The following is a 20,563-nucleotide window of genomic DNA, read 5'->3' as shown; positions in this document are numbered from 1 at the left end:
ACATCACGCCTCGTCCAGCGCGAACAATTGCTCGACCGACTTGCCGATCGCGGCGGCGAGTTTGAGCGCCAGGATCGTCGAGGGCACGAACACGCCGTTCTCGACCGTGTTGATCGTCTTGCGGCTCACCCCGACGCGATCGGCCAGCTCGGCCTGCGTCCAGCCGAGCCGCGCACGTTCGTCGCGCAAACTGTTGGTCAGCCCGCTGCTCACGGGTTGAGCGCGCGGCGCTCGAGCATGCCGAAGCGGATCAATGCCGCGGCGATGCCGGCGCTCATCAGCACATGGATCGCGTCGCGCCCGCTGACCGGCTCGAACAAGGACAGAATATAGAGCGCGATCGCCGCGATCATCATCGCCAGGAAGCCTATGCGGAATCCCTCGGCGCGATGGATTCGCGCGCTTTCGTCGTTGATCAGCGCGCGGACCTTGGCGCTCCGAAACCAGCCGCCGCCGGTCGCGAACGCCATCAGCAGCACGATCGACAGGACGAGCCAAGCGCTGATCGCGACATGATCGACCAGTCGTGAACCTTCGCCCAGACGCCTGCCGCTGAAATAGCTTCCCTGCTGGGCGATGAAGATCGCCGCCATCGCCGGCATCATCCGCGCGCGACGGTGCACCAGCCGGTCGGCGGTTTCGGCGTCGGTCATCTCGAATTCCCCCTCAAAAATGTAACCTATGCTTCTCATGTAACCTGTGGGTTACATCGATGCAAGGGGCGAAATCGGGGACGAATGGGTTTGCCTCGCGGCCTTGGGCCGCTAGGAGCTTAACCATGACGGCAATCGGCATCGACCAGCCGGTCGAAGGACGCTTCGACGGACGCGAGCATCGATTCCCGGTGCGCGTCTATTTCGAGGACACCGACCTGTCGGGTGTGGTCTATCACGCCAATTACCTGCGCTTCATGGAGCGCGCGCGCTCGGACATGTTGCGCCTTGCCGGGATCGACCAGCGCGCGGCGATGGAGGCGGGCGAGGGGGTCTATGCGGTCAGCGAAATGGCGATCCGCTATCGCCGCCCGGCGAAACTCGACGATGCGCTGACAATTGTCTCGCGATTGACGCAAGTTCGGGCGGCCGCGGTTCACATTCATCAGAGAGTCATGCGCGGGCCGGAATTACTGGCCGAGGCGGAGGTGGTAGCGGCCCTGGTCGCGCCCGACGGTCGTCCGAGACGCCAGCCGGCGGCTTGGACGGCAGCCTATGCGCGGCTGATCAGCAAACCCGAAGAACAAGGGGACTGAAGACGTAATGCACTGGAGTTTCGACCTTTCCGCCGGATCGACCTCGCCGCTCGCGTTGTTGCTGCATGCCGATATCGTCGTCCAGATCGTCATGGCCGGCCTGTTGATCGCGAGCATCTGGACCTGGGCGATCATCTTCGGCTTCGCGACCAAGATCGGCGCGACGCGGCGCAAGATCGACAAATTCGAGAAGGATTTCTGGAAAGCCGAGGATATCGACGCTTTCTACAAGATCCATGGCGACAGCGACCTGCCGGTAGCGCGCGTGTTCGCCGCCGGCGTGTCCGAATGGCGCCGCTCGACCGCCGGCGGCGTGGTCGATCGCGAAGGCATTCGCGAGCGGCTCGCGACCGCGATGGGCTCGGCTGTGGCGGGCGAGGCGGACAAGCTCGCCGACCGGCTCAACATCCTCGCGACCGTCGGGTCGGTGGCGCCGTTCGTCGGGCTGTTCGGCACCGTCTGGGGTATCATGTCGAGCTTCACCGGGATCGCCGCGGCGCAGAACACCAGCCTGGCGGTGGTCGCGCCCGGCATCGCCGAGGCATTGTTCGCCACCGCGATCGGCCTGTTCGCGGCGATCCCGGCGGTCATCGCCTACAACCGCTTCAGCCATGGCGTGAACCGCGTCGAGGCACGGCTGACGCGATTTGCCGACGGCTTTCATACGACGCTGAGCCGCCAGCTGGAGGCGAAGAGGTGAGAGGGGCGACCCTTATGTTCCCCTCCCGCTTGCGGGAGGGGTTAGGGGAGGGCGTGTTTCCTTCCGATGGCCAACATGCCCTCCCCCCAGCCCCCTCCCGCGAGCGGGAGGGGGAGCGCTAATGGCGATGAATCGCCCCTCCACGCGCGCCAAGGGGCGGCGCGCGCCGATGGCGGACATCAATGTCACGCCGCTGGTTGACGTCATGCTGGTGCTGCTGATCATCTTCATGGTCACCGCGCCGCTGATGACCGCGGGCGTGCCGGTCAACCTGCCCGACAGCCGCGCCAAGGCGCTCGATCAGGACCAGAAGCCGGTCGACATCGCGGTCGATCGCGACGGCACGATCCATATCGGCGCCGACGCCGTAACGCTCGATCAATTGCCCGACCGCCTGAGTGTGATCGCCGGCGAGCGCCGCCAGGGCGACAAACCGCCGCAAGTGTTCCTGCGCGCCGACCGCGCGCTCGATTACGGCCGCGTGATGGAAGTGATGGGCGAATTGAACCGCGCCGGGCTCAACCGCGTCGCGCTCGTGTCCAACGCCAAGGAGCGCCGATGAGCGGCATTGCCGCCACGCCGATCCTGCGTTCCATTCCCCGCGAACGCAGCGATCGCGTGTGGATCGCGGTCGGCGTTTCGCTGCTCGCGCATATCCTGCTGTTCACGATCCTGTCGCTGCTGCCGCCCTCGTCCCCACCGCCGCCGGTCACGCCGATGGACGTGACGATCGCCGACGATGTCGGGCTGAAGACCGGCGCGCCCAACACGACGATCGACCCGGCCGAGAGCAAGGCGCCCGATATCGGCAAGCCCGAGGATTCGGCCCCGCCCGCGCCGGCCGAGGAGAAAGCCGAACCGGCGCCGCCCAAACCGCAGCCCGAAGCGGCGCCGCCGCCCAAACCGGCGCCTGTCGCCAAGCCCGAGCCCAAGAGGCCGGCACCGCCCGCGCCAAAGGCCGCTCCCAAGACACCGGCCAGGCCTGCGGCGGCCGCCCCCACCAAGCCCGCGGTCAAGCCGGGCAAGGGCACCGGCAGCACCGCCAATGCGAGCAAGCCGAAACCGCGCGGGCTCAACTTCGGATCTCATTATTTCGACGGCGCGGCGAACAAGCCGAGCCCTGCGACGGGCACCGCGCCGAAATCGAAGACGATGAGCCGGCAGGCGATGATGGACATCGGCCAGAAGATCAAACAGCAGGTCCAGCCCTGCGCCAATCGCCAGGTCAAACCAGGTCCCGGCGCCGAGCGCATCCAGGTCGCGGTGCGGCTGAAGATCAATCGTGACGGCACCCTCGCCGGGCGCCCGACCGTGGGCGAAGTCACCGGGGTCGACGACGAGAATTCGCGCTACGTCCAACGCGTCAAGGACAGCGCGATCGCGACGTTCATGGGCTGCCAGCCGCTGCGTGGTTTGCCCGCCGATTTGTACGACGTCCCCAATGGCTGGAGCGACTTCACGCTCCGCTACAAGCTTCCGGGATAAGCGGATGCCGATGCTCGCTCCGCCCGCTTTTATGGCACTCGCTGATGCCGATGGTGAGCAGCGTCGCGGCGCGCCCTTGCCGAAGAAGCCGATGGCGATGTCGGGGATGGACCAGACTGCCGTCGACAAAAGAATTTCTGAGCAGATTCGGCCGTGCATCGCCCGGCAAGCATCTCCGGGACCGGGAGCGGAGCGCATTCGTGTGCTGGTGGATATCGAATTGACCCGCGACGGGCGCTTGATGTCGGTGCCTAAATCTTTCCTTGTCGATGGCGTCGATGCGAGCAATGCCCGCTACCGGCCGGTGGTCGAAAAATACGCGATCGAGGCCATCACCGCCTGTGCGCCGATCCCCGACTTGCCGCCGCAATTCTACAACAGCCCTGGTGGCTGGCGACACTCGCTGGTCCGCTACAGCCTTTCGGCCGTCATATCGAAAGGGACGCTATCGCGGTCGTTTCGGGCGATGACCGAAAGCGAAACCATCGATGTCGCGCAGAAAATTCGTGTGCGTTTGCAACCATGCCTCAACCGCCGGGTCAGTCCCGACGCTAGCGCCGATCCCATCCGCGTCGTTGCACGGGTCAGATTCAACCGCGATGGATCGCTGGCGGCGTCACCGACCATCATGCGGCGCGACGGCGTGACGGCGGCCAATGCACGTTACGTATCGGCGATTGATGAAAGCCTGACGGCCGCCATTGTCGAATGCGCGCCTTTTTCGGATTTGCCGCCCGACCTGTATGATGTCCGAAATGGCTGGAGCGATATCCGGCTGCGGATGAAGCTCCCAGGAAAAGAGAGATGATGACCAAAGGCCTTCCGCTGATCGCGCTGATGATGGCGCTGGCGCCAGCCGCCAATGCCCAGACCACCCCGCCCGCACCCGCGCCGACTCCCGCACCCGCGCCGGGCGCGACGCCCGCGCCCGGCCAGGCCGGCGGCCTCGTCGTCGACGTCGAGGGTGGAATCTCGGCGCCGATGGGGATCGCAATTCCCGCGATGCCGACGCCCGAGGCGGTGTCGACCGCGGCGGGGACGACCGACCAGCTCGGTCGCCAATTGTCGGAAGTCATTACCAACGACCTCAAGAATTCCGGCCTGTTCAAGCCGCTGCCCGCGGGCCAGTTGATCCCGGTGCCGTTCGCGCAGGCGACCGCGCCCGATTTCGCGGGATGGAGTTCGCGCGGCGCTACCGCGCTGGTCCAGGGCTATATCCGCGCTAACGGCAACGGCACGGTGACGGTCGGTTGCTACCTGTACGATACCGCGGCGCAGCGCGAACTGGCGCGCCAGGGCTATGTGCTGACGATCGGCGAATGGCGCCGCGCCGCGCACAAATGCGCCGACATGGTCTATACCCGGCTGACCGGCGAAGGCCCCTATTTCGACAGCCGCGTGGTCTATGTGTCGGAAACCGGGCCCAAGGCGCGGCGCATCAAGCGGCTCGCCATCATGGACCAGGATGGGTTCAACGGCCGCTTCCTGACCAACGGTCAGACGATCGTGCTGACGCCGCAATTGTCGCCCGATCAGAAGCGCGTCGCCTATTTGTCGTACCTCGATAAGAAGCCGACCATCTATGTGATGGACATCGCCACCGGGCGGCAGCGGCGACTGGTCGACAATGTCAGCCTGGCGCTGGCGCCGCGCTGGTCGCCCGACGGGCGCTGGATCCTCTATTCGATGTCGCAGGCCGGTAATACCGACCTCTACAAGATCCCGTCGGACGGCGGCCAGTCGCAACGGCTGACGACCGCGCCGGGCATCGACACCGGCGGTAGCTGGTCGCCCGACGGGCGCCGCATCGTGTTCGAAAGCGACCGTTCGGGCTCGCAGCAACTCTATGTCATGAACGCCGACGGATCGGGCCAGAACCGGATCAGCTTCGGTTCGGGCAAATATGCGACCCCGGCATGGAGCCCGCGCGGCGACCTGATCGCCTTCACCAAGATCGGTGGCGGCTTCCATGTCGGGATCATGTCGCCGTCGGGCGGCGGCGAGAAGATCCTGACCGACGGCTGGCAGGACGAGGCGCCGAGCTGGGCGCCCAACGGCCGCGTCATCATGTTCTTCCGTTCGACCCAGGGCGGCACCGGCGTCGCCGATCTGTGGTCGGTCGACCTGACCGGGGTCAACGAGCGCCGCCTGCCGACGCCGTTCGACGGATCGGATCCGAGCTGGGGCCCCATTCGCAAGGACTGAGAATTCGGAATCGGACCGAAACAGGGCCCCCAAGCATTTACCAGCCAAAAGTTAGGGAGAACCAACAATGGCACGCACCACCACCAAGCTGATCCTTCTCGCGGCACTCGTCGCAACCGCGGGGTGCGCCAGCAAGCGTCCCAAGGTCTTGCCGCCCTCGGCCGGGCCGGCGCCGTCGGGCTCGGTCGACAACGGCAATGCGGGGTCGATCGTCCCCGGCTCGGCGGAGGATTTCAAGCGCTCGGTGATGAGCGACACGATCCACTTCGCGCTCGATCAATATGATATCGACGCGACCTCGCGCTCGATCCTCGACAGCCAGGCGCAATGGCTTATGAAATGGCCCGACCGCCGGATCACGATCGAGGGCCATGCCGACGAACGCGGCACCCGCGAATACAATCTCGCGCTGGGCGATCGCCGCGCCAATGCCGCCAAGAACTACCTCGCCGCGCGCGGTGTCGATGCCGGACGGATCAACACGATCAGCTACGGCAAGGAACGCCCGATCGCGCTCGGCTCGGACGAGGCGAGCTGGGCCCAGAACCGCCGCGCGGTGACGGTCGTGCTGCAGTAAGGGATAGCGCCGAGGAAAAGCAGGAGGCCGCCGGGGCAAACCGGCGGCCTTTTGTTTTGCCTGACGCCCGCCCTCGCGTTGGCCGTCACCCCGGACTCGTTCCGGGGTCCAAGCCTCCACAATGGACTCCGACCGTTGTTGCTCGTTGGATGCGGAACAAGTCCGGAATGACGATCCGGCGTGGGATCACTGTGCCCCTTGCGACTCACCCGAAACCGATATAAATGTGATATCAGTTTTAACGGAGGGTCCCATGGCTACTCAGGCCTCGGATGCAAGTGTGAACGGTGCTGCACTGACTCTGTCGCGGGAGCGGTCGGCAGCGACGTCGAGCGGTTATCTGATGCTGCTCGTGCTGCTGATCGCGCTCGCCGCGGCGATTTTCGGCGGGACGTTGGTCAAGGCCGATCCCGGGCTCGGCGGGATGCTGATCGTCGGCGGGATCATCGTCTTCGTGTTCGTGCTGTGCGGTTTCTACATGCTGCAGCCCAACCAGGCGGTCGCGATCACCTTGTTCGGCAGCTATCAGGGCACCGATCGCCGAACCGGCCTGCGCTGGCTATTGCCGTGGCTCGGGCGGCGCAAGATCTCGGTCCGCGCCAACAACATCATTTCGGACAAGATCAAGGTCAACGACCTGCGCGGCAACCCGATCGAGATCGCCGCGCAAGTGGTGTGGCGCGTGACCGACACCGCCCAGGCGCTGTTCGACGTCAACGACTACAAAGCGTTCGTCATGGTGCAGATCGAGGCGGCGGTGCGGACGATCGGGTCGCGCTATCCCTATGACGATTTCTCGCACCAGGAAGTGACCTTGCGCGGCAATCATGACCAGGTCGGGGTCGAGCTTCGCCAGGAACTGATCGCGCGCCTGTCGATGGCCGGGATCACGGTCGACGAATGCGGCTTCACCCATCTCGCTTATGCGCAGGAGATTGCCGGCGCGATGCTTCGCCGGCAGCAGGCGCAGGCGGTCGTCGCGGCGCGCCAGACGCTGGTCGAAGGCGCGGTCGGCATGGTCGAGATGGCGCTCGACGAACTCAGCAAGAAGGGTGTGGTCGAACTCGACGACGAGCGCCGCGCGGCGATGGTGTCGAACCTGATGGTCGTGCTGTGCGGCGAGCGCGATACCCAGCCGGTCGTCAACACGGGCACGCTGTACCAGTAAGGGCGGCACGATGGGCGCTCCTCCCAAAAAGGCGTTTCCGTTGCGCCTCGATCCCGCGCTCTACGCGGCGGTCGAGCGCGCGGCGGCGAGCGATCTGAGGAGCGTCAATGCCGAGGTCGAATGTTTGTTGCGCGAGGCGCTCGCGCGGCGCGGCGTCAAGCTGGCCGATCCGGTCCGCGCCAAGCGCGGCCGGCCGCCGAAGCAAGGAGACGAGGAATGATCGGTTTCATGACCAGCCGCGCGCGGCTGCCTATCCTGATCGCGCTGTCGGCGCTGATCTTGGTGGTTGGTATCGCGATGGCGCTGCGATGAGCGACGACGATTGGTTCGCGCCGAAACGGTTCGGCTATGGCGCCGGGCTGCCGATCGCGTGGCAGGGTTGGGCGGTCGTCGTCCTCTATTCGATTGCGGTGATCGTCGCGGCCGCGACCTTGATGCCGCAGCATCCCGGGATCGCGATCGGTGTCATCGTGCCGCTGACCGCCGCATTCCTGCTGATCTGCGCCCAGCACACCAGGGGCGGCTGGAAATGGCGCTGGAAGGGAGAGGAATGACATGCTCCGTAACATCGTTCTCGCCGCGGCGTTGCTCGTGACGACCGCCGCCGCGCCGGCCGGCGTCGACGTCACCGTGCCGGGCCCGCAAGGCGCGCTGGCCGGCACGCTGATCGATCCGGGCAAGGAGGCGCCGGTGGTGCTGATCATTCCCGGCTCGGGGCCGACCGACCGCAACGGCGACAATCCGCTGGGCGTGAAGGGCGGGGTGTATCGCCAGCTCGCCGAGGCGCTCGCCGCGAAAGGCGTGGCGACGCTGCGGATCGACAAGCGCGGCATGTTCGGCAGCAAGGCGGCGATCGCCGACGGCAATGACGTGACGATCGGCGCCTATGCCGCCGACGCGCATGCCTGGGTAGACATGCTGCGCAAGCGGAGCGGGCGGCCGTGTGTGTGGATCCTCGGGCATAGCGAAGGCGCGCTGGTCGCGCTGCAGGCGGCGCAGGACCCGAAAGGGATTTGCGGGCTGATTCTGGTGTCGGGGGCAGGCCGTCCACTCGGCGAAGTGATCCGCGCCCAGCTCCGCGCCAATCCGGCCAACGCGCCGCTCTTGCCGCAGGGCGAAGCGGCGATCGACCAGCTCGAGGCCGGCAAGCGCGTCCCCGCGGCGAGCCTGCCCGCGCCGCTCCAGCCGCTCTTCAACGATCGCGTCCAGGGCTATCTGATCGACATGTTCGCCCATGACCCGGCCAAGCTGATCGCCGCGGTCAAGCTGCCCGTGCTGATCGTCCAGGGCGACAAGGACATCCAGGTCGCGGTCGCCGATGCCGAATTGCTCAAGCGGGCGCAGCCGGCGGCGACGCTCAAGCTGGTGCCGGGAATCAATCACGTATTGAAGCCGGTGGCGAGCGACGACCGCGCCGCGAACGTCGCGACCTATGGCAATGCCGACCTGCCGATCTCGCCCGAAGTCCCCGACACGATCGCGGCGTTCGTCAGGAAATAGCGCGGCTCAGCCCAGCGCCTCGTCGAGCAATTTGGCCAGCCTCAGCCCGCCGCGCTCTACCTCGAGCCGGACGGTCGGCACCAGCGACGCGATCGTCGCATTGTCGAGTTTGACCCGGGTCGGCGTCTGGCCGCAGGGATCGCCACCGATCGCGGTCTTGTAGGTCACGTCGCGCGCGACCGCCCAGCTCTCGCGGCTCCAGTCGGTGACATTGCCCGCGGCGACCCGCCGGCGCTCGGCGAGCGAGTAGCGATGGACCAGGCTCGGCCCGGTCGAGATCGCGCGCTCGGCGAGATAGCCGTCCCAGATCGAATGCAAGTTGAGGCGGCTGGCGGCATAGGTGCCATAGACCGCTTTGACGTCGTTGCCGCCCTTGTCGCCCTTTTCCCCGGCATGGAGCGGCTGGTGGAGGTCGCCGACGAAGTGGATCAGGAAGACGAGCGCCTCGACCCGCTGCTTGGTCGGGGTATGGCGGTTCTTGAGCAGTTTGACGTCGCGCTCGATCTGGGCCGAGACGCAATTGCCATCCTTGCACACGCTATCGACATCGAACGGCGAGCAGATGTTGACGTCCTGGAAATGCCAGGCGTTGGTGTAGCCGAACTTCTGTTTGCCATTCTCGTCCTTGATGCCCTTGATGCAATCGGCCCAGACCGCGGCATCGTCGAGCGTACCGGCCTTGCATTGCGGCGTGCCGAGCAATTTCTCCTGGCGCAGCAGCCGCTTGATCTCGGCGCGGGCGCGCGGCGTGATGTTGGCCCAGGCGATCTCGGCGACGGTCTGGTGGCCATATTCCCAATAGGCCTGGGATGGCGAGGCGACGAGCAGCGCGGCAAGCGCGGCGGCGAGGGGGAGGAGGCGCTTCATGGGCGGCGGTCTTAGGCCGCCCCTGCGACGGTTCCAACCGTTTTGGAACGGGTGCTTGCCTCTTGCCCACCGGCGCCCCGGCCTTGTGCCGGGGGCCACTCCTCGACAACCGAGATGCCGTATGGTTGCGCGGTGGATACCGGGACAAGCCGGCATGACGATTAGAAGAGCCTCGCCCAGGCCAGGGTCGCGAACTCGCACAGCAACGGCCGCGTATCGCGCGGGTCGATGATGTCCTCGATCCCGAAACGTTCGGCGGTGCGGAATGGCGAGCGGACACGGTTGAGGCGCTCGCGGATCGCCGCCAAATGAGCCTCTGGATCGTCCGCCGCTTCGATCTCCGCCTTGTAAGCGACCTCGACCCCGCCCTCGATCGGCAGCGAGCCCCAGTCGCCCGACGGCCAGGCGAAACGATATTGGAAGCGCTCGGCATTGCTCATCGCGCTGCCCGCGATGCCATAGGCGCGGCGAATGACGACGCTCGCCAGCGGGACGGTGGCGCGATAGACCGCGTTCATCGCATTGACGCCGTAGCGAATCGTGCCCGCGACCTCGGCGTCGCGGCCGATCATGAAGCCGGGATTGTCGACCAGATGGACGATCGGCAGGCGGAACTGGTCTGCGAGGCGGACGAAGCGCTCGACCTTTTCGCTGGTCTTGGCGTCCCACGATCCGCCGAGGAAGCTCGGGTCGCTCGCCAGCATTGCGACCGGCCAGCCGTCGAGCCGGGCGAAGGCGGTGATCGCCGCGCGGCCCCAGCGCGCGCCCATTTCGAACACGCTCCCCTTGTCGCACAGCGCGTCGAGGATGCGGCGCATGGAATAAACCTGCTTCGCCTCGCGCGGCACGATCGAGAGCAATGCTTCGTCGCGGCGGTTCGTTGGATCGCTCGGAACGAGGCGCGGGGCCGGCTTGCCGGTAGCGGGCGGAAGATAGGACAGGAACCGGCGAGCGGCGGCGAAAGCCTCGGTCTCGCTCGCCACTTCGTCATCGACCACGCCGTTGCGGGCATGGATGTCGCTGCCGCCCAGTTCTTCCTTGTCGGAATTATCGCCGATCGCGGCGGCGACCGCGGGACCGGCGGCGAAGAGCTGCGACAGGCCCTTCACCATCACCGAATAATGGCTGGCGACGACCCGCGCCGCGCCGAGCCCGGCGGTCGGCCCCAGCGCCAGCGCGACGACCGGGACCGCGTCGAGATTGGCGACGACATGGTCCCAGCCGGGAACCGCCGGGACATAGGTGGCGCCGACCATTTCGAGCGTCTTGACCGACCCGCCGCCGCCGGTGCCGTCGATCATTCGGATCAACGGGATCCCGAGCTCGTGCGCCATCGCCTCGGCCTGAACGACCTTGCGGAAGATCGCTGCATCGGCCGCGCCGCCGCGCACGGTGAAATCGTCGGCGGTGGCGACCACCGGGCGGCCGTCGATGTCGGCGCGGCCGAAGATGAAATTGGCGGGCGCGAGGTCGGTCAGCTCGCCGCTCTCGTCATAGGAGCCGCGGCCGGCGATCTTGCCGATCTCGCGGAAGCTGCCGGGATCGACCAGCCCGGCAATTCGCTGGCGGGCGTCGAGCTTGCCGCGATTGTGCTGGCGGGCGACCTTCTCGCTGCCGCCCATTTGCTCGGCGAGCTTGCGGCGATGCGCGAGCTCCTCGACCTCGCGCTCCCAGCTCATCCCTCGTCCTCGTAGAGCGCGACCTTGCGGCTTCCGTCGGACGCGGCGCGGCCGCGATACATGCTCGACGTGGTGAAGCTCCACGCCATCGCGCCGTCGGGCGCGGTGACGATTACCCCGCCGGTGCCGCCGAGCGTCTGGACCTCGGCCATCACAATGTCCGCCGCCTGTTGCAGGCTTTCGCCGAGGAAGCGGACGCGGGCGTTGATCTGGAAGGCGACGCTTTCGCGGATGAAGAATTCGCCCGCCCCGGTGCAGGACACCGCAGCGCCGCGATCGTCGGCATAGGTGCCGGCGCCGATCAGGGGCGAATCGCCGATCCGGCCCCAGCGCTTGCCGGTGACCCCGCCGGTCGAGGTCGCCGCGGCGCTATGCCCGTGCTGGTCGACCGCTACCGCGCCGACCGTGCCGTATTTCATGTCGACGTCGAACTTGCCGCCGTTCGACAGCAATTCGTCGAGTTGGCGGCGGCGTTCGGGCGTCGCGAACCATTCGGGGTCGGCCTGTTCGAGGCCATGTTCCAGGCTGAACGCGTCGGCGCCCTCGCGGCCGAGCAGAACGTGCGCGCTCTCGTCCATCACCGCGCGCGCCAGCGTCACGGGGTTCTTCGTGCGTGTGACGCCGGCGATCGACCCGGCGCGAAGCGTCGACCCTTCCATGATCGCGGCGTCGAGTTCGTTGGTGCCTTCATAGGTGAAGACCGAGCCGCGGCCGGCGTTGAAATGCGGATCGTCCTCGAGCACCCGCACTGCCGCCTCGACCGCGTCGACCGCGGCGCCGCCGGCCGAGAGGATCCCACCACCGGCATCGAGCGCGGCGTTCAGCGCTGCGCGCAGGCCGGTATCGGTGTCAGGCCGGGTCTGGCTGCGCGCGATCGCGCCGGCGCCACCATGGATCACCAGCGACCACGGATTGGGGCTTGTCGTCATGGCCGCGAGCGGTAGCCTTGGCGGGCCGCCGCCGCAATCCGATCAACGGCCTGAGCCAATTCACCCGGCGGCCGACCAGGTAGAAGGCCCAGCATCCCGCGACCGTCGCCGGCACCAGGATCAGGAACTCGCCGAGCGCGCCGATGCCGAGTGGCCGCAGCCAATATTCGACCACGACGATGATCGTCTGGTGGATCAGATAGAACGGGAATACCGCCTCGGTCAGCGTCGGGCGCCAGGCGCCGTCGCGGTTCCAGAAACGCTCGGCGATCCCGACCAGCGCGGCGACCGCTGCCCAGCATTCGATCTGGTGCGCGACCAGCATCTGATTGCCGAGCCATTGCGGCGGCGTCAGGCTGCCGGGATAGGCGATTTCCACGCCCGCCCCGAACGCATAGCTCAGCACTGCGAGCGCGGCGGCGGGCTTCCACCAGCGCACGAACGACGCCAGCACGCGCGGCGAGCGCGCCAGGCCGAAACCGAACAGGAAGGCCGGGAAATAGGCGAGGTGCGCGACGCCGTCGTTGATCAGGTCCTGGCTGTCGGTCCAGCGGTGGAAGAAGACGACCTGGCTCAGGATCAGATAGACGATGGGCACCACCAACGCCCGCCAGCCGCCGAACGCGGTGTCGAACCATGCCTGGAGCCGCTGCGGCCGCGGGACCAGCAGGAGCAGGGACAGGGCCGCCGTATAGGTCCACAGATAGCCGACGAACCAGAGGTGGTTCCAGGTCGGCAGGAACACGCCGTTCACGTCGTCGAAGCGGAAATAATCGCTGGTCAGGAACGTGCCGAAATCCGCCGTATAACCGTGTTGCGTGACCAGCTCGACCCAGCTCTGCGGCGGCACCATCACCAGAATGCCGAACGCGAGCGGAATGAGCAGGCGGGTCGTCCGGCTCGACATGAATTTCGCGACGCTGGCCGACTTGGCGAGCAAGGCGCGACTGGCATAGCCCGACACCACGAACAACAGGGTCAGCCGCCACGGATTGGTGATCATCATCAACACCGACAGCCACTCGACCGGCTCGGCGGTCTTCACATGGAAGCCCCAGGGCGTGAACACCATCGCCGTGTGGTAAAGGATCAGCAGGGCGAACGCGCCGACGCGCAGCCAGTCCATGCCGTAATGTCGTGCCATGAGGGTCCATGTAGCGATTGAGGGCGCGATGACTACCCATCGCGCCCCCAGTAGTTCCCCGTAGCGGGTGGAAAGCGCCTAAGCGACGTCGGGCCGAGCGCGCACTCCCTCGATCCATTCGCTCGACAGCACGGGCTTCACGGCTTTGCCGCGCGCCTTGAGGCCGATCAGCGGGCGCAGCAGGTCGATCTCGCGTCCGATCAGGTAGAAGCCCCAGCACCCCGCGATCGTCGCCGGCACCAGGATCGCGAACTCGCCCGCAGCGCCGATACCCAGCGGCTTCACCCAGAATTCGACCAGCACGATCACCGTCTGGTGAATGATGTAGAAGGGGAAGGTCGCCTCGGCGAGCGTCGCGCGCCAGCGATGGTCGCTGTTGAGGAACCGCTCCGCCACCCCGATCAGCGCCGCGATCGCGACCCAGGTGTCGATCTCGCGCGCCAGGCGGAAGACGATCGTGACGTGGTGGGTCGGGAAGCTGAAATCGGGATAGGCGATCAGCAGCCCGGCCATCACCGCGTAACAGCCGATCGCCGTCGCTGCCGACGCCGCCCACCAGCGGGCCAGCCCATCCTTCACCGCGCGCGATCCGGCCAGGCCGAAGCCGAACAGGAAGGCGGGGAGATATTGCAAATGCGCGGGCCCGTCGTGGAACAGGTCGTGCGTTTCGTCCTGGTGCGGGAAGAGCCAGAATTGGGTGACGAGCAGAAATATCACCGGCAGCACCACCGCGCGGCCGCCGCCGAACAGCCGGTCGAACACCGCCTGCATCCGGGACGCGGCGGGTATCGGCATCATCAGCGCCAGGACCAGCGTGTAGACCCAGAGATAGGCAACGAACCACAGATGGTTCCAGGTCGGCATGACGATGCCGTCGAGCTTGCCGAAACGGAAATAGTCATGGCTCAGGAACCAGAGATAGGACTGGCCGTAGCCATGCTGCCCGACCAGCTGGACCCAGGTCTGCGGCGGGACGACCACTGCCATGCCGAAGACCAGAGGAATCAGCAGCCGCGTCGAACGGTTGCCGAGAAAGCCGCGGATTCCCGCCGATTTCGACAGCAAGGCGCGGCTCGCATAGCCCGACACGACGAACAGCAGGGTCAGCCGCCAGGGATTGGTCAGCAGCATCGGGATCTCGACCCAGGCCATCGGCTGGGCGGTCTTGATGTGAAAATCCCAGGGCACGAACACCATGCCGATATGGTAGAAGATCAAGAGCGCGAAGGCGCCGATCCTCAGCCAGTCCATTCCGTAATGCCGTTCCATCATTCGCCTCCTCGATTGGATTGCGGTGACGGCTAGTCGGCGCCTGTCCGGGCCGGTATCGAAGAGGGCTGGACAGCGGCTTCACGGGGACGATCGAACTAGTGGCTGGGACGAGCGGCGGGTGGCGCGGGATGAACGGGACGCAGCGCAAGCTGGCGTTCGGGCTCGCCGCCGGTTTCCTCGTCATCGTCGCCGTCATCATGATCGCCAATGCCGAATCGTCGCTCAGCGACCTGCGCGCCAACGGGCATTTCCTGCGCGCCGACCTGGTGTGGTCGTGGGAATGCACCAGCATGATCGCGTGGTTCACGATCTGGCCGGTGATCTGGCTGGCGGTGAAGTACATCCGTCCGCCGCGGTTTCCCTGGGTCGCGGTCGGCATCGCCCTGGTGATCGGCAGCGCGATCGCCTCGGCCTGGCACGTGCTGCTGATGATCTGGCTGCGGCATCTCTATTATTCGGCGACGGGCGCCGGCATCTATCAGTTCTTCGACGGGATCGAGAACAAGCCGCTCTACGAATATCGCAAGGACATCGGCTCCTATCTGCAGTTCGTCGGCCTGTTCGCGCTGGCGCAATGGCTGATCGCGCGGGCGGGGACGGTGCCGGTCGCCGAGGCCGGCGCGGCAAAGACGCTCGCGGTGGGCGACGGGGCGGTCACGCATCACGTGCCGATCGACGAGATCGAGTCGGTCGCTTCGGCCGGCAATTATGTCGAGATCGCCTGGGGGCCGCGCGCCTTGCTCCATCGCGCCACGCTGGCGGCGGTCGAAGCGGAGCTCGGCGACGCGTTCCTGCGCATCCATCGCGGGCGGCTGGTGCGGCGCGCGGCGATCCGCCGGATCGAGACCGACAAATCGGGCGACTTCACCGTCGAGCTGGCGTCGGGGGCAAGTCTACGTGGAAGCCGGCGCTACCGCCCGGCGGACTGAGCGGGGGTTCAACCCGATCAGCGGCCTCAGCCAATCGACCTCCCGCCCGATCAGATAGAAGGCGATGGCGAACGAGAAAGTGCCCGACAGGATCAGCGCGAATTCGGCGAAAGGATTGAGGTGCCACGGCAGTGTGAACCAGGCGATCAGGATGATCGCCGGGTGATGCGCGAGGTACAGCGGGAACACCGCCTCCGACAGCGTGGCCCGCCATGGATGGTCGCGGTTGAGAAAGCGCGTCGCCAGGTGGAACAGCACGAGCATCATGCTCCACGCCATCGCCAGCCGTGCGGCGCGGTCGATCGCCATGATCGCGTGAGGCGGCACTAAATGGCCTTCGTAATAACGTTCGATCGCGACGACCACGGCGCCGGCGGCCAGCGCGATCGCCGCCGCCCGCCATTGCAGTCTGGCGATGCTCGGCCACAATTCGCTCTCTCCGCCCAACGCGAAGCCAAAGGCGAAGATGGGGAAATAGGCGAGGTGCGCGTTCCAGTCGGTGAACAGGCCCTGTTTCTCGGGAAAGACGAACATCACCGACAATTTGAGCAGGACCAGTGCGGCGATCGGCATCCAGAGCAAGCGTGTGCCGCGCCCCAACCAGTCACCCGCGCGCGTCAGGCGCTCCGGGCTCCAGCCGGGCATGATCAGCAAACCGGCGAGCGCGATCGTATAGGCCCAGAGATAGACGACGAACCACAGATGCTCCCAGCTCGGGAAGGCGTGGCCATAGACCGGCCGCAGGCTCCAATAGTCGGTCAGCCAGTAATGCGGCAGGCTGCCGGGATAGCCGAGTTCGCGCACGCGGATCCACATTTCGGGCGGGATCAGCACGACCATCGCGAACGCCCAGGGGATCAGCAGCCGGCGATTGCGCGACTTGGTGAAAGCGGCGACGTCGCCCGACTTGGCGAGCAGCTTGCGGCTGGCATAGCCCGACACCGCGAACAGCAGCGGTAGCCGCCACGGCGTCAGCAACGCCATCGGCGCGGTCAGCTCGGGATAAGTGACGGGCGATTTGACCACCCAGTCCCAGGTCGAAAAGACCATCGCGACGTGGTACACGATCAGCAGTCCGAACGCGCCGATGCGAAGCCAGTCCAGGCCATAATGTCGTTGCTGGGAGGTCATCGCGCCGTTCGTGTTCGAGTTGCGAGGACAATAACGGCTCGGCCCTGACCAAAAGGTTATCGCGCATGAAACCCGGCTTGCTCAAAATGACCGTAATTTGCGCACTTCTGACGGGGATTCTGACGCTGCCGGCGGACGGCCAGATCCTGAGCGCGCTCAAGATCATGCGAAACAACCAGCCGCCCAAGACCGCGTTCGACCCGCGCCACGTACCGCCCGCGCCCGACTACGCGCTCGACCGCAATTGGGCGGCACTGCCGACGAAACGCGACATGGCCGACGAAACGCCGCCCGACGTCGCGGCGATCGAACAGCGCAACGCCCCGGTCGACGTGTTCTTCGTCTATCCGACCGTGTTGATGAGCCGGGAAGTGTGGAACGCCGACGTCCGCGACGCGGCGCTCAACCGCCAGATCGAGGAATCGACGCTGCGGAACCAAGCCAGCGTGTTCAATGGCTGCTGCGCGATCTACGCGCCGCGCTATCGCCAAATGACGCTGGGCGGTTACGTCAAATGGTCGGACAACAGCGTCAAGGCGAGCGACCTCGCCTATTCGGACGTCGCCCGCGCGTTTCGCCAGTTCCTGACCTGGAACAAGGGTCGGCCGTTCATCCTTGCCGGGCACAGCCAAGGATCGCGGCTGCTTCGCTTGCTGATCGAGCGCGAGATCGACGGCAAGCCGATCGCGCGGCGGATGGTCGCGGCCTATCTGGTCGGGCATTGGGTCGAGGCGGACTGGTTCAAGCGATCGAAGGACGTCCGCCCTTGCATGGCCGCCAACGACACCGGCTGCGTTCTGACCTGGTCGACCTATGCGCAGGGCCGCGACGGCAGCGCGCAACGACGGACGCTCGGGATGAGTTCGAAATACACGCCCGAAACGATGCGGCGGCCCTATGTCGGGATCAATCCGTTGAGCTGGACCACCGATGGGGCGGTTGCGCCGGCCTCGGCCAATCTCGGGGCGTGGATGCATGGCAGCGGTGCCGCGGCAAACCCGATCCAGCCGGGACTGGTCTCCGCACGATACAAGGACGGGGCGGTTTATGTCTCGCCGCCGGGCAAGGCCTATACCGACCTGATGATCCCGTTCGGCAACTTCCACAATGTCGACTACAATCTGTTCTACATGAACGTCCGCGCCAATGTGCAGACCCGCATCGACGCCTTCTGGAAGCGATAGCACAACGCGGCTATATGGCGGGCAATCCTAGAGGAAGTTGAATGTCAGTCCGTCCCTGGCGCGATATCACGCGCCGCAAGAGCCGCCAGATCATGGTCGGCAACGTCCCCGTCGGCGGCGATGCGCCCGTCACGGTCCAGACCATGACCAACACACCGACCAGCGACGCCAGGGCGACGATCGACCAGATTCGCCGCTGCGAGGAGGCCGGTGTCGATATCATTCGCGTGTCGTGTCCCGACGTCGACTCGACCGCGGCGCTCAAGCAGATCGTTCGCGCCGCGCGCGTGCCGATCGTCGCCGACATCCATTTCCACTACAAGCGCGCGCTCGAGGCTGCTGATGCGGGCGCCGCGTGCCTGCGCATCAATCCCGGCAATATCGGCTCGGCCGAGCGGGTGAATGAAGTGGTCGCGGCGGCCAAGGCAAACGGCTGCGCGATCCGCATCGGGGTCAATGCCGGCAGCCTCGAGAAGGACCTGCTCGAGAAATACGGCGAGCCGTGCCCGGACGCCTTGGTCGAGAGCGCGCTCGACCACATCAAGTTGCTCCAGGACCGCGACTTCCACGAATTCAAGGTCGCGGTGAAGGCAAGCGACCTGTTCCTCGCGGTCGCGGCTTACCAGCAGCTGGCGGAAGTGGTCGATTGCCCGCTCCATCTCGGCATCACCGAGGCCGGCGGGTTCGTCGGCGGGACCGTCAAGTCGTCGATCGGGATCGGCAGCCTCTTGTGGTACGGGATCGGTGACACGATCCGCGTCTCGCTCTCGGCCGAGCCCGAGGACGAAGTGCGCGTCGGGTTCGAGATCCTGAAGGCGCTCGGTATCCGCAATCGCGGCGTCCGCGTCGTGTCGTGCCCGAGCTGCGCGCGCCAGGGCTTCGACGTCATCCGCACCGTCCAGGCGCTCGAGGACCGGCTCCAGCATATCCGCACGCCGATGTCGCTGTCGGTGCTCGGCTGCGTGGTCAACGGGCCGGGCGAAGCGCGCGAGACCGATATCGGCATCACCGGCGGCGGCAACGGAAAGCACATGGTCTATCTGTCGGGGGTGACCGACCACCATGTCCAAGACGCCGACATGATCGAGCATATCGTCAAACTGGTCGAGGCCAAGGCGGCGGAGATCGAGGCGGCGGACGACGCCAAGGCCGCCGCGTGAGGGTCATGCGCTGCGTCGTCGCGGCGGCGATATTGCTCGCGGCACCCTGTCTGGCGGCGGATAGCGCCGCGCCGGTCGCCGCGCTCGCTCATCCGGAGGCGCGCCCGTTCGGCGATCCCGATCGCGCCGGGCGCGACGTCGCCGAGGCGCTGGCGCGGGCCAAGGCCAACGGCCATCGCGTGATCCTCGTGTTCGGGGCCAATTGGTGCCATGACAGCCGCGCGCTTGCCGGCTGGTTCGCGACGCCGCGCTTCGCGGCGATGCTCGGCTCCCGCTATGAGATCGTCTGGATCGACGTCGGGCAGAAGGATCGTAATCTCGATCTCGCGCGGCGCTTCGGGCTCGACGGGATCAAGGGCACGCCGACCGTGCTGATGCTCGATTCCACGGGCAAGCCGCTCAATCTCGCCGATGCGCCGCGCTGGCACGACGCGTCGACGCGCAAGGAAGACAAGATCTACCGTTATTTCGCGCGCTAGAGCGGTTCGTCCGATTGCATCGGACCAACCGCTCCAGGTTTTTAGTTTGGCGCGATTTCCTAGCCAGCGGGTGATTCCCCGCTCGAAATCGCTCTAGGACCGGCAAGGGAGAGAGCATGACCGACGGACGCTTCCGCCTCGCGCAATTGCTGGTCGGATTGGTCGCGATCTTCGCGACCGGCTTCGGCGCGTTCATGCTGGCCCAGCCGCTGTTATGGTATCGCGCGGTGCCGACGGTGGTGTTCACCGGGCCGTTCAACCAGCATTTCGCCCGCGACATCGGGGCCGCCTATCTGGCGTGCGGCATATTGTTCGGCTGGGCGTTGATCGACCTGCACCGGCGGCAGCGCGCAGTGCTCGCAGGCGCGCTATGGTTGAGCTTGCACGCCTGCGTCCATCTCTACGAAGTGCTCGCCGGGATTTGCGGCGTCGTGATCTTCTGGCGCGATTTCGTCGGCGTGTTCGGCCCGCCGGCACTGGCGCTGCTCGGCTGGCGCCTGGCGCGGCGCTAAGCTCTTCTTAGCCATCCTGTTTAGCCAAGCCGCAATCGCGGTCCGCTAGAAGGCGGCGCCATGAAATATGCGCTGCTCGCCGTGACCGTGGTCGGGATCGCGATCGGCCTGGCCTTGCCGGGCGCGAAGCATGCGCCCGTCGCCGCCGTACCAGCCGCCGCCGCGCCGATCGCTGCCCCGCCTCCCGCCGACCAGCCGCGCGAAACCGTCCTCGATCGCGAGGATAATGGCCATTTCTTCACCGTCGCAGACGTCAATGGCGAGCCGATCAAGTTCGTTGTCGATACCGGCGCGACCGAAGTCGCGCTCACCCAGGACGATGCACGGCGCGCCGGGATAAAGTTCGACCCTGGCCAGTTCGATGTGGTCGGCACCGGCGCGTCGGGCGATATC

25 protein-coding genes are annotated in these 20,563 nt (G+C 66.3%); 17 read left to right on the top strand and 8 right to left on the bottom strand.

Going from position 1 to position 20,563, the window contains the following annotated elements; all coding sequences use genetic code 11:
- Nucleotides 1-3 precede the first annotated feature (3 nt).
- Nucleotides 4-213, bottom strand: coding sequence for a helix-turn-helix transcriptional regulator (locus ACTHJR_RS14750; RefSeq protein WP_440523997.1), 210 nt, complete (start codon nt 211-213; stop codon nt 4-6).
- Nucleotides 210-653: a hypothetical protein gene (locus tag ACTHJR_RS14745; RefSeq protein WP_440523996.1), complete on the bottom strand. Its 444-nt coding sequence runs from the start codon at nt 651-653 to the stop codon at nt 210-212. Before ACTHJR_RS14745 ends, ACTHJR_RS14750 begins: the two co-directional genes overlap by 4 nt.
- Before the next feature lie 125 nt (nt 654-778).
- Here ACTHJR_RS14745 and ybgC point away from each other — a divergent pair, with 125 nt between their 5' ends.
- The 11 genes from ybgC to ACTHJR_RS14690 all read left to right on the top strand — a co-directional run bounded on the left by ybgC (nt 779) and on the right by ACTHJR_RS14690 (nt 8,884).
- Nucleotides 779-1,249, top strand: coding sequence for a tol-pal system-associated acyl-CoA thioesterase (ybgC, locus tag ACTHJR_RS14740; protein WP_440523995.1), 471 nt, complete (start codon nt 779-781; stop codon nt 1,247-1,249).
- Nucleotides 1,250-1,256: 7 nt separating this feature from the next.
- Nucleotides 1,257-1,949 (top strand): protein TolQ, encoded by a 693-nt coding sequence (gene tolQ, locus ACTHJR_RS14735; protein WP_440523994.1) that lies wholly within the window; start codon nt 1,257-1,259, stop codon nt 1,947-1,949.
- 121 nt (nt 1,950-2,070) lie between these two features.
- On the top strand, nt 2,071-2,511 hold the full coding sequence (gene tolR / locus ACTHJR_RS14730; RefSeq protein ID WP_440523993.1) for a protein TolR: 441 nt from the start codon (nt 2,071-2,073) through the stop codon (nt 2,509-2,511).
- Entirely contained in the window at nt 2,508-3,434 is a 927-nt protein-coding gene (locus tag ACTHJR_RS14725; protein ID WP_440523992.1) for a cell envelope biogenesis protein TolA, read from the top strand. Before tolR ends, ACTHJR_RS14725 begins: the two co-directional genes overlap by 4 nt.
- A gap of 4 nt (nt 3,435-3,438) precedes the next feature.
- Entirely contained in the window at nt 3,439-4,242 is an 804-nt protein-coding gene (locus ACTHJR_RS14720) for a hypothetical protein (protein ID WP_440523991.1), read from the top strand.
- Nucleotides 4,239-5,639, top strand: a complete 1,401-nt coding sequence (tolB, locus tag ACTHJR_RS14715) for a Tol-Pal system beta propeller repeat protein TolB (RefSeq protein WP_440523990.1) — start codon at nt 4,239-4,241, stop codon at nt 5,637-5,639. The genes ACTHJR_RS14720 and tolB overlap by 4 nt, the downstream gene beginning before the upstream one ends.
- A gap of 67 nt (nt 5,640-5,706) precedes the next feature.
- Nucleotides 5,707-6,216 carry a peptidoglycan-associated lipoprotein Pal gene (gene pal / locus ACTHJR_RS14710; protein ID WP_440523989.1) on the top strand — a complete coding sequence of 170 codons (510 nt, stop codon included), beginning with the start codon at nt 5,707-5,709 and terminating at the stop codon, nt 6,214-6,216.
- 253 nt (nt 6,217-6,469) lie between these two features.
- Complete coding sequence (locus ACTHJR_RS14705; protein ID WP_440523988.1) at nt 6,470-7,384, top strand: SPFH domain-containing protein; 915 nt, start codon at nt 6,470-6,472, stop codon at nt 7,382-7,384.
- Nucleotides 7,385-7,394: 10 nt separating this feature from the next.
- On the top strand, nt 7,395-7,604 hold the full coding sequence (locus ACTHJR_RS14700; RefSeq protein ID WP_440523987.1) for a toxin-antitoxin system HicB family antitoxin: 210 nt from the start codon (nt 7,395-7,397) through the stop codon (nt 7,602-7,604).
- Between the two features lie 88 nt (nt 7,605-7,692).
- Nucleotides 7,693-7,938, top strand: coding sequence for a hypothetical protein (locus ACTHJR_RS14695; protein WP_440523986.1), 246 nt, complete (start codon nt 7,693-7,695; stop codon nt 7,936-7,938).
- A 1-nt stretch (nt 7,939) separates the two neighbouring features.
- Nucleotides 7,940-8,884 carry an alpha/beta hydrolase gene (locus tag ACTHJR_RS14690; RefSeq protein WP_440523985.1) on the top strand — a complete coding sequence of 315 codons (945 nt, stop codon included), beginning with the start codon at nt 7,940-7,942 and terminating at the stop codon, nt 8,882-8,884.
- A 6-nt stretch (nt 8,885-8,890) separates the two neighbouring features.
- Here ACTHJR_RS14690 and ACTHJR_RS14685 read toward each other — a convergent pair whose 3' ends face one another.
- The 5 genes from ACTHJR_RS14685 to ACTHJR_RS14665 all read right to left on the bottom strand — a co-directional run bounded on the left by ACTHJR_RS14685 (nt 8,891) and on the right by ACTHJR_RS14665 (nt 14,772).
- Nucleotides 8,891-9,751, bottom strand: a complete 861-nt coding sequence (locus tag ACTHJR_RS14685; RefSeq protein WP_440523984.1) for a S1/P1 nuclease — start codon at nt 9,749-9,751, stop codon at nt 8,891-8,893.
- 161 nt (nt 9,752-9,912) lie between these two features.
- Nucleotides 9,913-11,430 (bottom strand): acyl-CoA carboxylase subunit beta, encoded by a 1,518-nt coding sequence (locus ACTHJR_RS14680; RefSeq protein ID WP_440523983.1) that lies wholly within the window; start codon nt 11,428-11,430, stop codon nt 9,913-9,915.
- Complete coding sequence (locus tag ACTHJR_RS14675) at nt 11,427-12,359, bottom strand: isoaspartyl peptidase/L-asparaginase family protein (protein ID WP_440523982.1); 933 nt, start codon at nt 12,357-12,359, stop codon at nt 11,427-11,429. The genes ACTHJR_RS14680 and ACTHJR_RS14675 overlap by 4 nt, the downstream gene beginning before the upstream one ends.
- Complete coding sequence (locus ACTHJR_RS14670) at nt 12,280-13,503, bottom strand: acyltransferase family protein (RefSeq protein ID WP_440523981.1); 1,224 nt, start codon at nt 13,501-13,503, stop codon at nt 12,280-12,282. The genes ACTHJR_RS14675 and ACTHJR_RS14670 overlap by 80 nt, the downstream gene beginning before the upstream one ends.
- Before the next feature lie 78 nt (nt 13,504-13,581).
- Complete coding sequence (locus tag ACTHJR_RS14665) at nt 13,582-14,772, bottom strand: acyltransferase family protein (RefSeq protein WP_440523980.1); 1,191 nt, start codon at nt 14,770-14,772, stop codon at nt 13,582-13,584.
- 131 nt (nt 14,773-14,903) lie between these two features.
- On the opposite strand from ACTHJR_RS14665, the gene ACTHJR_RS14660 reads away from it, so the two are divergent.
- Entirely contained in the window at nt 14,904-15,704 is an 801-nt protein-coding gene (locus ACTHJR_RS14660; RefSeq protein ID WP_440523979.1) for a LytTR family DNA-binding domain-containing protein, read from the top strand.
- Here the strand turns inward: ACTHJR_RS14660 and ACTHJR_RS14655 are convergent.
- The gene (locus ACTHJR_RS14655) at nt 15,669-16,835 is read right to left on the bottom strand and encodes an acyltransferase family protein (RefSeq protein ID WP_440523978.1); all 1,167 of its coding nucleotides are present in this window, start codon (nt 16,833-16,835) and stop codon (nt 15,669-15,671) included. The genes ACTHJR_RS14660 and ACTHJR_RS14655 overlap by 36 nt on opposite strands.
- A gap of 86 nt (nt 16,836-16,921) precedes the next feature.
- Between ACTHJR_RS14655 and ACTHJR_RS14650 the strand changes: the two genes are divergently transcribed.
- The 5 genes from ACTHJR_RS14650 to ACTHJR_RS14630 form a co-directional block, all read left to right on the top strand.
- A complete protein-coding gene (locus ACTHJR_RS14650) occupies nt 16,922-18,019 on the top strand; it encodes a DUF3089 domain-containing protein (RefSeq protein ID WP_440523977.1) in 1,098 nt (365 codons plus the stop codon).
- A gap of 41 nt (nt 18,020-18,060) precedes the next feature.
- Nucleotides 18,061-19,179: a flavodoxin-dependent (E)-4-hydroxy-3-methylbut-2-enyl-diphosphate synthase gene (gene ispG / locus ACTHJR_RS14645; protein WP_440523976.1), complete on the top strand. Its 1,119-nt coding sequence runs from the start codon at nt 18,061-18,063 to the stop codon at nt 19,177-19,179.
- Between the two features lie 5 nt (nt 19,180-19,184).
- Nucleotides 19,185-19,658: a thioredoxin family protein gene (locus ACTHJR_RS14640; RefSeq protein ID WP_440523998.1), complete on the top strand. Its 474-nt coding sequence runs from the start codon at nt 19,185-19,187 to the stop codon at nt 19,656-19,658.
- A 116-nt stretch (nt 19,659-19,774) separates the two neighbouring features.
- A complete protein-coding gene (locus tag ACTHJR_RS14635) occupies nt 19,775-20,170 on the top strand; it encodes a hypothetical protein (protein ID WP_440523975.1) in 396 nt (131 codons plus the stop codon).
- A gap of 60 nt (nt 20,171-20,230) precedes the next feature.
- Nucleotides 20,231-20,563, top strand: a 333-nt coding sequence (locus ACTHJR_RS14630) for a retropepsin-like aspartic protease family protein (RefSeq protein ID WP_440523974.1), incomplete at its 3' end; no start/stop codon positions are given.

It is taken from the genome of Sphingomonas sp., from assembly GCF_051962185.1.
Classification (GTDB): domain Bacteria; phylum Pseudomonadota; class Alphaproteobacteria; order Sphingomonadales; family Sphingomonadaceae; genus Sphingomonas.
This window is presented reverse-complemented; position numbering and strand designations above follow the sequence as displayed.

Bases quoted from the DNA above. Each gene is read 5' to 3' on its own strand.
- ACTHJR_RS14705 (WP_440523988.1), top strand. From the start codon at position 6,470: ATGGCTACTCAGGCCTCGGATGCAAGTGTGAACGGTGCTGCACTGACT.
- tolB (WP_440523990.1), top strand. From the start codon at position 4,239: ATGATGACCAAAGGCCTTCCGCTGATCGCGCTGATGATGGCGCTGGCG.
- ACTHJR_RS14695 (WP_440523986.1), top strand. From the start codon at position 7,693: ATGAGCGACGACGATTGGTTCGCGCCGAAACGGTTCGGCTATGGCGCC.
- ACTHJR_RS14745 (WP_440523996.1), bottom strand. From the start codon at position 653: ATGACCGACGCCGAAACCGCCGACCGGCTGGTGCACCGTCGCGCGCGG.
- ybgC (WP_440523995.1), top strand. From the start codon at position 779: ATGACGGCAATCGGCATCGACCAGCCGGTCGAAGGACGCTTCGACGGA.
- ACTHJR_RS14640 (WP_440523998.1), top strand. From the start codon at position 19,185: ATGCGCTGCGTCGTCGCGGCGGCGATATTGCTCGCGGCACCCTGTCTG.
- ACTHJR_RS14660 (WP_440523979.1), top strand. From the start codon at position 14,904: ATGAACGGGACGCAGCGCAAGCTGGCGTTCGGGCTCGCCGCCGGTTTC.
- ACTHJR_RS14675 (WP_440523982.1), bottom strand. From the start codon at position 12,359: ATGACGACAAGCCCCAATCCGTGGTCGCTGGTGATCCATGGTGGCGCC.
- ACTHJR_RS14725 (WP_440523992.1), top strand. From the start codon at position 2,508: ATGAGCGGCATTGCCGCCACGCCGATCCTGCGTTCCATTCCCCGCGAA.
- ACTHJR_RS14720 (WP_440523991.1), top strand. From the start codon at position 3,439: ATGCCGATGCTCGCTCCGCCCGCTTTTATGGCACTCGCTGATGCCGAT.
- ACTHJR_RS14665 (WP_440523980.1), bottom strand. From the start codon at position 14,772: ATGGAACGGCATTACGGAATGGACTGGCTGAGGATCGGCGCCTTCGCG.
- ACTHJR_RS14685 (WP_440523984.1), bottom strand. From the start codon at position 9,751: ATGAAGCGCCTCCTCCCCCTCGCCGCCGCGCTTGCCGCGCTGCTCGTC.
- ACTHJR_RS14635 (WP_440523975.1), top strand. From the start codon at position 19,775: ATGACCGACGGACGCTTCCGCCTCGCGCAATTGCTGGTCGGATTGGTC.
- tolQ (WP_440523994.1), top strand. From the start codon at position 1,257: ATGCACTGGAGTTTCGACCTTTCCGCCGGATCGACCTCGCCGCTCGCG.
- ACTHJR_RS14655 (WP_440523978.1), bottom strand. From the start codon at position 16,835: ATGACCTCCCAGCAACGACATTATGGCCTGGACTGGCTTCGCATCGGC.
- ACTHJR_RS14670 (WP_440523981.1), bottom strand. From the start codon at position 13,503: ATGGCACGACATTACGGCATGGACTGGCTGCGCGTCGGCGCGTTCGCC.
- ispG (WP_440523976.1), top strand. From the start codon at position 18,061: ATGTCAGTCCGTCCCTGGCGCGATATCACGCGCCGCAAGAGCCGCCAG.
- ACTHJR_RS14690 (WP_440523985.1), top strand. From the start codon at position 7,940: ATGCTCCGTAACATCGTTCTCGCCGCGGCGTTGCTCGTGACGACCGCC.
- ACTHJR_RS14680 (WP_440523983.1), bottom strand. From the start codon at position 11,430: ATGAGCTGGGAGCGCGAGGTCGAGGAGCTCGCGCATCGCCGCAAGCTC.
- ACTHJR_RS14700 (WP_440523987.1), top strand. From the start codon at position 7,395: ATGGGCGCTCCTCCCAAAAAGGCGTTTCCGTTGCGCCTCGATCCCGCG.
- tolR (WP_440523993.1), top strand. From the start codon at position 2,071: ATGGCGATGAATCGCCCCTCCACGCGCGCCAAGGGGCGGCGCGCGCCG.
- pal (WP_440523989.1), top strand. From the start codon at position 5,707: ATGGCACGCACCACCACCAAGCTGATCCTTCTCGCGGCACTCGTCGCA.
- ACTHJR_RS14650 (WP_440523977.1), top strand. From the start codon at position 16,922: ATGACCGTAATTTGCGCACTTCTGACGGGGATTCTGACGCTGCCGGCG.